The 12,827-nt window shown below is 63.1% G+C and carries 11 protein-coding genes; 10 read left to right on the forward strand and 1 reads right to left on the reverse strand.

From position 1 onward, the window contains the following. The first annotated feature begins 96 nt into the window (after positions 1-96). Genes HX855_RS15785 through HX855_RS15795 form a run of 3 tightly spaced genes read left to right on the forward strand, consistent with a single transcriptional unit; the run spans position 97 to position 2,556 of the window. On the forward strand, positions 97-1,116 hold the full coding sequence (locus tag HX855_RS15785) for an aminoglycoside phosphotransferase family protein (protein ID WP_177088836.1): 1,020 nt from the start codon (positions 97-99) through the stop codon (positions 1,114-1,116). Continuing rightward, positions 1,113-1,787, forward strand: a complete 675-nt coding sequence (murU, locus tag HX855_RS15790; RefSeq protein ID WP_177088835.1) for an N-acetylmuramate alpha-1-phosphate uridylyltransferase MurU — start codon at positions 1,113-1,115, stop codon at positions 1,785-1,787. Before HX855_RS15785 ends, murU begins: the two co-directional genes overlap by 4 nt. 1 nt (position 1,788) lies before the next feature. Further along, positions 1,789-2,556 (forward strand): TerB family tellurite resistance protein, encoded by a 768-nt coding sequence (locus HX855_RS15795; RefSeq protein WP_177088834.1) that lies wholly within the window; start codon positions 1,789-1,791, stop codon positions 2,554-2,556. Positions 2,557-2,674: 118 nt separating this feature from the next. Here HX855_RS15795 and HX855_RS15800 read toward each other — a convergent pair whose 3' ends face one another. Then, a complete protein-coding gene (locus tag HX855_RS15800; protein WP_177088833.1) occupies positions 2,675-3,649 on the reverse strand; it encodes an alpha/beta hydrolase family protein in 975 nt (324 codons plus the stop codon). Between the two features lie 77 nt (positions 3,650-3,726). On the opposite strand from HX855_RS15800, the gene HX855_RS15805 reads away from it, so the two are divergent. The 7 genes from HX855_RS15805 to HX855_RS15835 all read left to right on the forward strand — a co-directional run bounded on the left by HX855_RS15805 (position 3,727) and on the right by HX855_RS15835 (position 12,771). Then, positions 3,727-6,114 carry a PAS domain S-box protein gene (locus HX855_RS15805; RefSeq protein ID WP_177088832.1) on the forward strand — a complete coding sequence of 796 codons (2,388 nt, stop codon included), beginning with the start codon at positions 3,727-3,729 and terminating at the stop codon, positions 6,112-6,114. Between the two features lie 25 nt (positions 6,115-6,139). After that, on the forward strand, positions 6,140-6,769 hold the full coding sequence (locus tag HX855_RS15810) for a response regulator transcription factor (RefSeq protein WP_003210977.1): 630 nt from the start codon (positions 6,140-6,142) through the stop codon (positions 6,767-6,769). A gap of 214 nt (positions 6,770-6,983) precedes the next feature. Further along, positions 6,984-8,096: an ABC transporter ATP-binding protein gene (locus HX855_RS15815; RefSeq protein ID WP_177088831.1), complete on the forward strand. Its 1,113-nt coding sequence runs from the start codon at positions 6,984-6,986 to the stop codon at positions 8,094-8,096. A gap of 43 nt (positions 8,097-8,139) precedes the next feature. Continuing rightward, positions 8,140-9,180, forward strand: a complete 1,041-nt coding sequence (locus tag HX855_RS15820) for an ABC transporter substrate-binding protein (RefSeq protein ID WP_177088830.1) — start codon at positions 8,140-8,142, stop codon at positions 9,178-9,180. Positions 9,181-9,353: 173 nt separating this feature from the next. Then, complete coding sequence (locus HX855_RS15825; protein ID WP_010167250.1) at positions 9,354-10,586, forward strand: ABC transporter permease; 1,233 nt, start codon at positions 9,354-9,356, stop codon at positions 10,584-10,586. Positions 10,587-10,599: 13 nt separating this feature from the next. Then, entirely contained in the window at positions 10,600-11,424 is an 825-nt protein-coding gene (locus tag HX855_RS15830; RefSeq protein WP_003210970.1) for an ABC transporter permease, read from the forward strand. A gap of 198 nt (positions 11,425-11,622) precedes the next feature. Further along, positions 11,623-12,771, forward strand: a complete 1,149-nt coding sequence (locus HX855_RS15835; RefSeq protein WP_177088829.1) for an iron-containing alcohol dehydrogenase — start codon at positions 11,623-11,625, stop codon at positions 12,769-12,771. Positions 12,772-12,827 lie beyond the last annotated feature (56 nt).

Genomic DNA, 12,827 nt, shown 5'->3' on the forward strand with positions numbered 1-12,827 from the left:
CGCGGTGTGGGCCGCACGCCTCTCGATGGTCTGAAAAAGATGCGTGATAATAAAGCATGACCCGCTTGACGGCTAGCGCCGTCGGAGACCCTTGTAATGCCCGACCAAGATCTACGTTTGCAACAGCTGAAAGTCTGGCTTGATGAGCAATTGCCTCGCCTTTTTACCGCCCACGGCTGGGGTGTCGTACCCCCGGCCACGTTGACTGCGGCCAGCAGTGACGCGAGTTTCAGGCGTTACTTCCGGTGGGAGGGAGGCGGTCGCAGTTTCGTCGTAATGGACGCTCCACCCCCCCAGGAAAACTGCAAACCTTTCGTCGATATCGCTCATTTGCTCGAACAATCGGGAATAAATGTTCCGAAAATTTATGCGCAAGATCTGCTTCGCGGCTTTCTTTTGCTGAACGACCTGGGGAAAAAAACTTATTTGGACGTGATTGACGCTGAAAATGCCGATCAATTGTTCTCTGATGCCATCGACGCGTTGCTGGCTTTTCAGCAGTTGCCGATGGAGGCACCGTTGCCCAGCTATGACGTGGCGCTGTTGCGCCGCGAGCTGGAATTGTTTCCCGAATGGTACGTTCGTCGGGAACTGGGCATCGAGTTCGACGCCCGGCAACTTGCCCTGTGGCAGCGCGTCAGCGACCACCTGATCGACAGCGCCCTGGCCCAGCCCAAGGTGTTGGTGCACCGTGACTACATGCCCCGCAACCTGATGATCAGCGAGCCGAACCCCGGCGTGCTGGACTTCCAGGACGCGGTCTACGGCCCGGTGACCTATGACATCACGTGCCTGTTCAAGGATGCATTCCTCAGCTGGCCCCAAGCCCGCGTGCGGGAATGGCAGCACGGCTATTGGCAGCGCGCCGCCGCGCTGGGCATTCCGGTGCAGGCAGACTTCGACGAATTCCTGCGGGCCAGCGACCTCATGGGCGTGCAGCGTCACCTGAAGGTCATCGGCATCTTTGCGCGCATCTGCCATCGTGACGGCAAGCCACGCTACCTGGCCGACGTGCCGCGCTTCTTTGCTTATATAGACGCGGTACTGGCGGACCGGCCTGAGTTGAGCGAACTGGGTGAATTGCTGGCGAGCCTGCGCGTCGGGGCGGCCGTATGAAGGCCATGATCCTGGCCGCCGGCAAAGGTGAGCGGATGCGTCCGCTCACCTTGCATACGCCCAAGCCGCTGATCCAGGCCGGCGGCAAGCGCCTGATCGAGTACCACCTCGAGGCGCTGGCGAAAGCGGGCTTTACCGATATCGTCATCAACCATGCCTGGCTCGGCCAGCAGATTGAAGGCTACCTGGGTGACGGCTCCCAGTACGGCGTACGCATCCAATACTCGGCCGAAGGCGAGCCGCTGGAAACCGGCGGCGGGATTTTCAAAGCCCTGCCGCTGCTGGGGGACGAACCGTTCCTGGTGGTCAATGGTGATATCTGGACCGACTACGACTTCGCCAGCCTTGACCGGCCTTTGAACGGCCTGGCCCACCTGGTGATGGTCGACAACCCGCCCCATCATCCGTCTGGCGGTGACTTCTACTTAAAGGACGGCGCGCTTCATGATGCCGCTCCCGGTGCCGATAACCTGACCTTCAGTGGCATATCCGTGCTCGACCCCAAGCTGTTCTCGGGTTGCAGCGCGGGTGCCTTCAAGCTGGCGCCGCTGCTGCGGGACGCCATGGCCAAAGGGTCGGTGACGGGGGAACACATGAGCGGACGCTGGATTGATGTCGGGACGCTGGAGCGCCTGGCGCAAGTCGAAACCCTGCTGACCGCGGGGCACTAGGATGTTGTGGCCAGGGACTCTGATTGGAGCCGGGGCGGGCTTTGCCATTGCCAGCATTCCGGGGGCCATGTTGGGCGCGCTGTTGGGCCAGGCGCTGGACCGGCGCCTGGAGCTGCAAAGCTGGGCGCAACTGCGCGAACGCCTCGGCGGCCGGGCGGCACTGCGCAACGACGAATTGCTGTTCGTGTTGCTCGGCCGCCTGGCCAAGAGCAACGGCCGGGTGGTGGACGGGCATATCCAGCAGGCGCGCCAGGAAATGCGTTCGCTGGACATGGCCGAGCCGGCCCAGCGCCGCGCAATTGCTGCGTTCAATCGCGGCAAGTCGGGCTCGGACCGGGTGCGCAGTTACCTGCGCTTGCTCAAGGCCCAGCCCCATGCGGCGGAAGGCGTGCTGCGCGCTTGCTGGCGAATGGCCTGGGCAGACGGCAAGGCCAGCACCGCCGAGCGCGAGTTGATTGAGCAATGGGGTAAATGGTTGGGCTGGACCCTCCAGCAGCTCCAGGCGCTGGCGGCTGACTACGAGCCGGAGCGCAAGCCGCTGGCCAATCGGGGCGGGGCTTATCAGGAGGCGCTGCGGATTCTGGGGGTGACCGCCACCACCGAGCCGTCGGTGATCAAGCGTGCGTATCGACGCCTGCTCAGTCGGCACCATCCGGACAAGATTGCCGGCAGTGGCGCCAGCCCCGCGCAAGTGCGCGAGGCGACCGAGCGCACCCGCGAGCTGCACAACGCCTACGCGCTGATTCGCGAAAGGCGGGACTTTCGCTAAAGGTGGGAGCTGGCTTGCCTGCGATGCGGGCAACTCGGTCTCACTGATGCGCCGAGGTGATGCCATCGCAGGCAAGCCAGCTCCCACAGTTGGTCTTCATCCGTTTCAAAAACTGCGCTCAACTCCCGCTGGCTTGTGGGCTCAACCACCCGCGTACCCGGCGGTACAGTTGTTCTTGCCCGGCCTGGCTGTTATCGGGGAAGGCCTTTAGGGACACCTGCTTGTAGCTGTCATTCTTCAAACGCTTGCTGGCCTGGGAACGTTCCTGGGCCGCTTTACGTGCCTGGGCGTTGTCCTGGTAGAAAAAGTCTGCCGTGGCCAGCTTCAGTTTCGGTGCCAGTTGTTGCAGGTCCGGGGCACGGCCCGCCGGGGTCTGCCCGGCCACCATGACAAATTTTTGCACCTGCGCCGGTTGTTTTTCACTCAGGTAGCGCGCGGCCCACCAGGCGCCAGTGCCGTGGCCGAGCAGCACAATGCTGCGGGCGTTCTGGGTCTGGGCGAAGGCGAGGGCGGCATCAATGCGCGCGAAGATTCGCGTGGTGTCGGTCTTGTCTTGTTCTTCGCTACCCGCAAGGCCGGCCGGGTCGGTGCCTTCCGCTTCGGCACTGGCGGCTTGCTCCACAGGTTTGGCCACGGTGCTGGCGTCTTTGCTGCTGGTGTCCACGGCCGCTTTTGGCGATTCGATAACGCGGGGTGGCAGCGTGTCGAGGGTCAGGTCCGGCAGGGACAAACTGAGGGTGCCCCAGGCCGCATCCGGTAATTTCTGGCGTAATGGCCCGACTGCTTGAGGCCAGTCAGCACTTTCGCCGTTGCCCGGGACGATAATCACCACGCCCTCGGGTTCGCCACTGTTGGCCGGCTTCCACAAGGCGAGGAAAGAATCGCTGCCCGCCTGCAACTGTTGCTGTTCCTGTTGCGGGATTTGTCGCTCCAGGGCGTTGGCTTCTTCCTGGCTGCGCTCGGGCAAGGGCTGGCGCACCACCGGTTTTTCCGGGGCAGGTGCGGGAGTGTCGGCGGCTGCGACACAAAAGGCGCTGGTAAACAGCAGCGACAGGCACAATGCTGGCAGTGCCGAACGGTGGGAAAGTGGCATCGTTGATTTCCGGCCAGAAGTGATTCCGGCAGCCTAATGGGTTGGTCAGTATTTGTCAGTGCTATGAGACGTGGATCATGGGTTTTCGCTACCTGCTGGTTATCGGCTGTTTATGCTTTCCCTTGATCGCGGGCGCTGTGCCTGCGCCTGCCGCTCACCCGGCGCCGCTCGATGCGGGCCAGCGTGAATGGCTGGGCCAGCACCCGGACCTGCGGGTCGGCCTGGTGTTGCAGGCGCCGTATGCTCAATACGATCGGCGCTTGCAGCGGCTGTCCGGGGCGAATGTCGAGCTGATGCAATGGCTGGCCAAGGCGCTGAACATTGACCTGACCTGGCGCAATTTCCCCAATCAGGAGCAACTGGAGGCGGCGGTGCGGGACGGCGAGGTCGACCTCGCCCCCGGCCTGTTACAGACCCCGGCCGGCCTGCGCTTGTGGTTGTTTTCCGACCCTTATATGCGCGTGCCCCAGCACATCGTCGGGGTTCGCGATGGCGGCACGGCGGTCGACCTGGAAAAACTCGACGACCAATCTCGCGTCGCCGTGCGCATGCCCAGCGCGGTGGCCGATTACCTGCGCAGCACCTACCCGAGTCTCAACCTGCAAGGCGTGCCCATGGAGCGCCAGGCCCTGCAACTGCTGGTGAGTCAACAGGCCCGGTATGCGGTGGTGGATGAGGCGCAATTGAGCCGTTTGTCTGGCGAGCCCGAATTTGCCGGCCTCGCCGTGGTGGGCGATATCGGCCTGCCGCAATTGCTGCGGGTAGCAACGCGACGCGACTGGCCGGAACTGGCCGACATCATGCAAAGCGCCTTGCGCACGATCCCCGCGCGCGACCTGGACCAGTTGCACGCGCGCTGGCTGCAGCCCAAATACCCGCGGGTAACCGAGTCGCCCGGCTTCTGGCAAAACCTCACGCTGCTGTTGGGCCTGCTCTTGTTGGCCAGCCTGGCCGTGGTGTTCTGGCAGCGCCGCCAGCAACGTGGCCTGGAGCACAACCTATTGGCTGCCCGCGAGGAAAGTGCCGCCCGCGCCGCCGGTGCCGAGGCGTTGCGCCTGACCCAGTTCTCCATTGATCAAAGCACCGTCGGCATCCTGTGGGTCAATTGGGACAGCCATGTGCGCTACGCGAACCGTGCGGCAGAAACCATGCTCGGCTACGCCCCCGGCGCGCTGATCGAACGTCCGCTGATCGAATTCGACCCGACGCTGACCATGGACCGCTGGCTCAACCTGTGGAAACGCGCCCGGGCCAGTGAAGACGGGCCGCAAAGTTTTGCCACAAATTGCCTGCGGGCCGATGGCAGCGTGCTGCCGGCTGATGTGTCCCTGAGTTTCCTGCGGTTTGCCGACGGCGAATACCTGCTGGTTTACCTCAACGACGTCACGGAGCGTCGCCGGGCGCTCGCGGCCTTGCAGGAAAGTGAAGCGCGCCTGCAAGGGATCGCGGCCAACGTGCCGGGGCTGGTGTTTCGCCTGGAGCGCTTGCCGATGAGCGCCGACATCGAGTTTGCCTATATCAGCCAGGGCAGCGAAGGTCTGGTGGGTTACTCCCCCGCAGTGCTCAGCCACCGGGACATGGGGATCCGCAACCTGGTGCATCCCGAGGACCGCGCCAGCTACCACCGCACCCAGGACCAGGCCACGGACACTGAAAGCAACTGGACATGGCAAGGTCGCCTGCTGACGCGCACGGGTGAGCAGCGTTGGACCGAGATCAAGGCCGTCAGCCGCCGTCTCGAAGATGGCGCTGTGGTCTGGGACGGAATTGTCTGGGACATCAGCGAGAGCAAGCGCATCGAACTGGAGCTGGACGCCTCCCGCGCCCAACTGCGGGAACTGTCCGCCCACCTGGAAACGGTGCGTGAAGAGGAAAAGGCCCGCATTGCCCGGGAAGTGCACGACGAACTGGGGCAAATGCTCACCGTGCTCAAGCTGGAAACCTCGATGTGCGAACTGACCTACGCCCAACTCGACCCCGGCCTGCACGAGCGGCTGAACAGCATGAAGCGCCTGATTGCCCAACTGTTCCAACTGGTACGTGATGTGGCCACCGCCCTGCGTCCGCCGATCCTCGATGCCGGGATTGCCTCGGCGATCGAATGGCAGGCCCGGCGTTTCGAAGCCCGCACCCAGATTCCCTGCCTGGTGCAGGTGCCGGATAACCTGCCGGCCCTGAGCGACGCCAAGGCCATCGGCCTGTTCCGCATCCTGCAGGAGGCGCTGACCAATGTGATGCGCCATGCCCGGGCGCATACTGTCGAGCTGACGCTGGTGGTGGAGGGCGCGCACCTGCGGCTGACCATCAGCGACGATGGTGCGGGTTTTGTTCAAGCGCCGGGCCGCCCGGTGTCATTTGGCCTGGTGGGCATGCGCGAGCGGGTGCTGATCATGGGCGGGCAATTGAGCCTGGACAGCGAGTTGGGCGAGGGCACCACCCTGAGTGTGACGGTGCCCCTGGATTGATAACCAAAAGAAGAGGACCTCCACAGTGATCCGTGTACTGGTAGCCGAAGACCACACCATCGTTCGCGAAGGCATCAAGCAACTGATCGGCCTGGCCAAGGACCTGCTGGTGGTGGGCGAGGCGAGCAATGGCGAGCAGTTGCTGGAAACCCTGCGCCACGTGCCCTGCGAGGTGGTGTTGCTGGACATCTCGATGCCCGGCGTCAACGGCCTGGAAGCGATCCCGCGGATTCGTGCGCTGAATAACCCGCCGGCGATCCTGGTGCTGTCGATGCACGACGAAGCGCAAATGGCCGCCCGTGCACTGAAGGTCGGTGCCGCCGGCTATGCCACCAAGGACAGCGACCCGGCGTTGCTGCTGACGGCGATCCGCAAGGTCGCAGCGGGTGGACGGTATATCGACCCGGACCTGGCAGACCGCATGGTGTTTGAAGTCGGCCTCACCGATTCCCGGCCCTTGCACTCGCTGCTGTCGGAGCGCGAGTTCTCGGTGTTCGAGCGCCTGGCCCAGGGCGCCAACGTCAACGACATCGCCCAGCAGTTGGCGTTGAGCAGCAAAACCATCAGCACCCACAAGGCGCGCCTGATGCAAAAGCTCAATATCACCTCCCTGGCGGAACTGGTGAAGTACGCCATGGAACACAAGCTTTTATAACCACCTGTCTATTTGCGACCACCCACAGGCCCCGAAAACCCCATTCCTGCCGCGTGTAGCTGTCGCACTGTTCTGTGCCCGCCATCCGTGTAGGGCAATCCCTACCCCAAACCTTCCATCCTGCTGATGCCAATCTCTCCGGGCCCCCGATTTCCGGGGGCTTGCGGCTGGACTACGCTTGTTCGATGGCAGTCCAAAACAAAAAGGTGCGGGTATGAGCGAGGTGGATTCAAATGATGTGCTGGTCAGCTTTCGTGGCGTGCAAAAGAGCTACGACGGCGAGAACCTGATCGTCAAAGACCTCAACCTGGAGATTCGCAAGGGCGAGTTCCTGACCCTGCTCGGGCCGTCCGGGTCGGGCAAGACCACCAGCCTGATGATGCTCGCCGGTTTTGAAACCCCCACCGCCGGCGAGATCCAGCTGGCCGGCCGCTCCATCAACAACGTGCCGCCCCACAAGCGCGACATCGGCATGGTGTTCCAGAATTACGCGCTGTTCCCGCACATGACCGTCGCCGAGAACCTGGCGTTTCCGCTCTCGGTGCGCGGCTTGAGCAAGACCGACATCAGCGAGCGGGTAAAGCGCGTGCTGAGCATGGTGCAGCTCGATGCCTTCGCCCAGCGCTACCCGGCGCAACTCTCCGGCGGCCAGCAACAGCGTGTGGCCCTGGCCCGTGCACTGGTGTTCGAACCGCAACTGGTGCTGATGGACGAACCCCTCGGCGCCCTCGACAAGCAGCTGCGTGAACACATGCAGATGGAAATCAAGCACCTGCACCAGCGCCTCGGCGTCACCGTGGTGTACGTGACCCACGACCAGGGCGAAGCGCTGACCATGTCCGACCGGGTGGCGGTATTCCATCAGGGCGAGATCCAGCAGATCGCCGCGCCGCGCACCTTGTATGAAGAGCCGAAAAACACCTTCGTCGCCAACTTCATCGGCGAGAACAACCGCCTCAATGGCCGCCTGCACAGCCACACCGGCGACCGCTGCGTGGTTGAGCTGGCGCGCGGCGAGAAGGTTGAGGCGCTGGCGGTGAACGTCGGCCAGGTCGGCGGCCCGGTGACCCTGTCGGTACGCCCGGAACGCGTCAGCCTGAATGGCTCCAGCGAGAGCTGCGTCAACCGCTTCTCCGGGCGGGTGGCCGAATTCATCTACCTGGGCGACCACGTGCGGGTGCGCCTGGAAGTCTGCGGCAAGACCGATTTTTTTGTGAAACAACCGATCGCCGAGCTGGACACGGCCCTGGCGGTTGGCGACGTGGTACCGATTGGCTGGCAAGTCGAGCACGTTCGCGCACTCGACCCACTTCTAGAGGCGAATTGATCGCCCCCTTGCTTCACCAACCTCGCACGTGGAGAGAACAACAATGTTGAGATCCCTGAAATATTCGGCCCTGGCTCTGAGCTTGATGGGCGCGACACAGGCCATGGCAGGCCCTGATTTGACGGTCGTGTCCTTCGGTGGCGCGAACAAGGCGGCGCAGGTCAAGGCCTTCTATGCACCGTGGGAAAGCGCGGGCAACGGCAAGATCATCGCCGGCGAGTACAACGGTGAAATGGCCAAGGTCAAGGCCATGGTCGACACCAAGAGCGTGTCCTGGGACCTGGTGGAAGTCGAGTCGCCGGAACTGTCCCGTGGCTGTGACGAAGACATGTTTGAACCCCTGGACCCGAAACTGTTCGGCAACCCGGGCGACTACGTCAAAGGTGCTATCCAGCCGTGTGGCGTGGGCTTCTTTGTGTGGTCCACCGTGCTGGCCTACAACGCCGACAAACTGAAAGCACCGCCCGGCGGCTGGGCCGATTTCTGGGACACCAAGAAATTCCCGGGCAAACGCGGCCTGCGCAAGGGCGCCAAGTACACCCTGGAATTCGCCTTGATGGCTGATGGCGTGGCGCCGAAGGATGTGTACAAGGTGCTGGCCGGCAAAGATGGCCAGGACCGTGCGTTCAAGAAACTCGATGAGCTCAAGCCGTACATCCAGTGGTGGGAAGCGGGCGCCCAACCGCCGCAATACCTCGCTTCTGGCGACGTCGTGATGAGTTCTGCCTACAACGGCCGGATCGCGGCCGTGCAGAAAGAGAGCAACCTGAAAGTGGTGTGGAACGGCGGGATCTACGACTTTGACGCCTGGGCGATTCCAAAAGGCCTGGCGAAAGACCGTGCCGACGCGGCGAAGAAATTCATCGCCTTCTCGGTGCAGCCGCAGCAGCAGAAGACCTACTCGGAAAACATCGCCTACGGCCCGGCCAATACCCAAGCCGTACCGTTGTTGGCGAAGGACATCCTCAAGGACATGCCGACCACGCCGGAAAACATCGCCAACCAGGTGCAGATCGACGTGAGCTTCTGGGCGGATAACGGTGAGCAACTGGAGCAGCGCTTTAACGCGTGGGCGGCCAAGTAACCCGGTCGCTGATGTGACACCAACCTTGTGGCGAGGGAGCTTGCTCCCGCTGGACTGCACAGCAGTCCCATCTTTTGGGGCCGCTTCGCACCCCAGCGGGAGCAAGCTCCCTCGCCACAGGACAAGCGCTACACCCACGTTTTTCATTTATGTTTAAGAATCCGGAGTTCGTCATGGCCATCGCCATTCCCAGCCCCACCCTGAAACAGCGCCTGGCGCGTGCCGAGCGGCTCAACCGCTGGAAGGCCCAGGCCTTGATCGCGCCGCTGGTGGTGTTTTTGCTGCTGGTGTTCCTGGTGCCGATTGTGGCGCTGCTTTACAAAAGCGTGGGCAACCCGGAAGTGGTGGGCGGCCTGCCGCGCACGGTGGTGGCGGTGACGGCCTGGGACGGTCGTGGCTTGCCCGGCGAGCCGGTGTACCAGGCCATCAGCGAAGACCTGGGCGAAGCCCGGAAAAACTCGACCCTGGGCGATCTGTCGAAACGCTTGAACATGGAACTGGCGGGCTATCGCAGCCTGCTGACAAAAACCGCGCGGGCGCTGCCGTTTACCGAAGCGCCTGCCTCCTATAAAGAAGCGCTGGAAAACCTCGACGAACGCTGGGGCGACCCGGCGTACTGGCAGGCGATCCGGCGCAACACCAGCAGCCTCACGCCGTACTACCTGCTGGCGGCTGTTGATCACCGCATCGACGACCTCGGCGAAATCGCCCCGGCCACCCCCGACCAGGCGATCTACCTCGATATCTTCGCCCGGACGTTCTGGATGGGCCTGGTGATCACCGTGTGCTGCCTGCTGCTGGCGTACCCGCTGGCGTACCTGCTGGCCAACTTGCCGGCGCGGCAAAGCAACCTGCTGATGATCCTGGTACTGCTGCCGTTCTGGACGTCGGTGCTGGTGCGCGTAGCGGCCTGGATCGTGTTGCTGCAGTCCGGCGGCTTGATCAACAGCGCGCTGATGGGCATGGGCCTGATCGATAAACCGGTGGAGTTGGTGTTCAACCGGCTGGGGGTCTACATCTCCATGGTGCACATCTTGCTGCCGTTCATGATCCTGCCGATCTACAGCGTGATGAAAGGCATCTCGCCCACCTATATGCGGGCGGCGATTTCCCTGGGCTGCCACCCGTTCGCCAGCTTTTGGCGCGTGTACTTCCCACAGACCTATGCAGGCGTTGGCGCCGGCTGCCTGTTGGTGTTCATCTTGGCGATCGGCTACTACATCACCCCGGCCTTGCTGGGCAGCCCGAACGACCAGATGGTCAGCTACTTCGTGGCGTTCTACACCAACACCAGCATCAACTGGGGCATGGCCACGGCCCTGGGCGGCTTGCTGCTGCTGGCCACCGTGGTGCTGTACCTGATCTACAACTGGCTGGTGGGCGCCAGCCGCCTGCGCCTGAGCTAAGGAGACCGTTGCGATGCTGAGCCCTTATATGTCGCCCGTGGAACGGGTCTGGTTCTACAGCTTGCGGATTCTCTGCGGCCTGATCCTGTTGTTCCTGATCCTGCCGGTGCTGGTGATCATCCCGCTGTCGTTCAACAGCGGGAGTTTCCTGGTGTACCCGTTGCAAGGTTTCTCGCTGCACTGGTACCAGGACTTCTTCGGTTCGGCGGAATGGATGCGCGCCCTGAAGAACAGCATCATCGTCGCCCCGGCGGCGACGGTGCTGGCGATGGTGTTCGGCACGCTGGCGGCAATTGGCCTGACCCGCGGGCATTTCCCCGGCAAGGCGCTGGTAATGGCCCTGGTGATTTCGCCGATGGTGGTGCCCGTGGTGATTATCGGCGTGGCCAGTTACCTGTTCTTCGCGCCGCTGGGCCTGGGCAACAGCTTCTTCTCGCTGATCGTGGTGCACGCGGTGCTGGGCGTGCCGTTTGTGATCATCACCGTGTCGGCGACCTTGCAAGGGTTCAACCATAACCTGGTGCGGGCGGCGGCCAGCCTGGGTGCGTCACCGCTGACGGCGTTTCGCCGGGTGACCTTGCCGCTGATTGCGCCGGGGGTGATTTCCGGAGCGCTGTTTGCCTTTGCTACCTCGTTTGATGAGGTGGTCGTGACGCTGTTCCTCGCAGGACCTGAGCAGGCGACCTTGCCTCGGCAGATGTTCAGCGGTATTCGCGAAAACCTCAGCCCCACCATCGCGGCGGCGGCGACCTTGCTGATCGCCTTCTCGGTGGTGCTGTTGCTGACCCTGGAATGGCTGCGCGGGCGCAGCGAAAAGCTGCGCACCGCCCAAGTCTAAAGACCGAGTCGAGATCGGAATGTGGGAGCGGGCTTGCTCGCGAATGCGTTGGATCAGTTAATAAATAGAGTGACTGACGCACCGCATTCGCGAGCAAGCCCGCTGCCACAGTTGATCGCATTCAGCCCATGAATGGGAGACAACCTCAAATCCCAAGCTACTCTTGTGCCAGCCCACAACTGATAAGAGGCCGCGCACATGAGTACTTCCTCATTCAAGATCGCCCACAAACTGCTCACCGGCCCCGGCGCCATCGAGCAACTGGCTGCCGAGCTGACGCGGCTGGACGTGGACAACCCGCTGATTGTCACCGATGCGGCGCTGGTCAAGTCCGGTACCGTGGCGCTGGCGCTGGCCCACTTGGGCGAACGGACCTATGAAATCTTCGACCGCGTACTGCCCGACCCGGAAATCGCCATTGTCGAAGACTGCATGCGCGTCTACCGCGAAGGCGGGCATGACGGGCTGATCGGCCTGGGCGGCGGCAGTGCCATCGACATCGCCAAGAGCGTGGCGGCCTACGCCGGTTACCACGGGGCCCTGGCCGACCTGTTCGGCGTTGACCAGGTGCCCCGCAAAGGCCCGCCGCTGATCGCGATCCCCACCACCGCCGGTACCGGTTCGGAGGTGACCAATGTGGCGATTCTGTCGGACAAGGTTGCGCAATTGAAAAAAGGCATCGTCAGCGATTACCTGCTGCCGGACGTGGCCCTGATCAGCCCGCAAATGACCCTGACCTGCCCCCGTGGTGTCACGGCTGCCAGCGGTGTAGACGCGCTGGTGCATGCCATCGAATCCTACCTGTCGCTGAATGCCTCGCCGATCACCGATGCGCTGGCGATTGGCGCGATCAAGCTGATCGCCAAGGCGCTGCCCAAGGCGTACGCCAACCCGGCCAACCTGCAAGCCCGTGACGACATGGCCACCGCCAGCCTGATGGCCGGGATGGCGTTTGGTAATGCCGGCGTGGGCGCCGTGCATGCGTTGGCGTATCCGTTGGGCGGGCGCTTCAACATCGCCCATGGCGTGAGCAACGCCTTGCTGCTGCCCTACGTGATGCACTGGAACAAGCTGGCATGTGTGGAGCGCATGCAGGAGATTGCCCAGGCCATGGGCGTGAATGTCACGGGGCTAAGCGCGGTGGATGCCGCCGACCAGGCGGTTGATGCGATGACGCGACTGTGTGCCGCGGTGGAGATCCCGTCCGGACTGCGCAGCTTCGGGGTACCCGAAGACGCGATCCCGGCCATGGCGGTAGAAGCGGCGGGGATCGAGCGCCTGATGCGCAACAATCCGCGCAAGCTCAGTGCGGCCGATATCGAGAAAATCTACCGGGCAGCGTTCTAACCATTGAGCGAGGTCACGGTGCGCGCGGCAAAGCATGAGGTATACAATGCGCGCCA

The organism is Pseudomonas sp. IPO3778, assembly GCF_013386825.1.
Lineage (GTDB): Bacteria > Pseudomonadota > Gammaproteobacteria > Pseudomonadales > Pseudomonadaceae > Aquipseudomonas.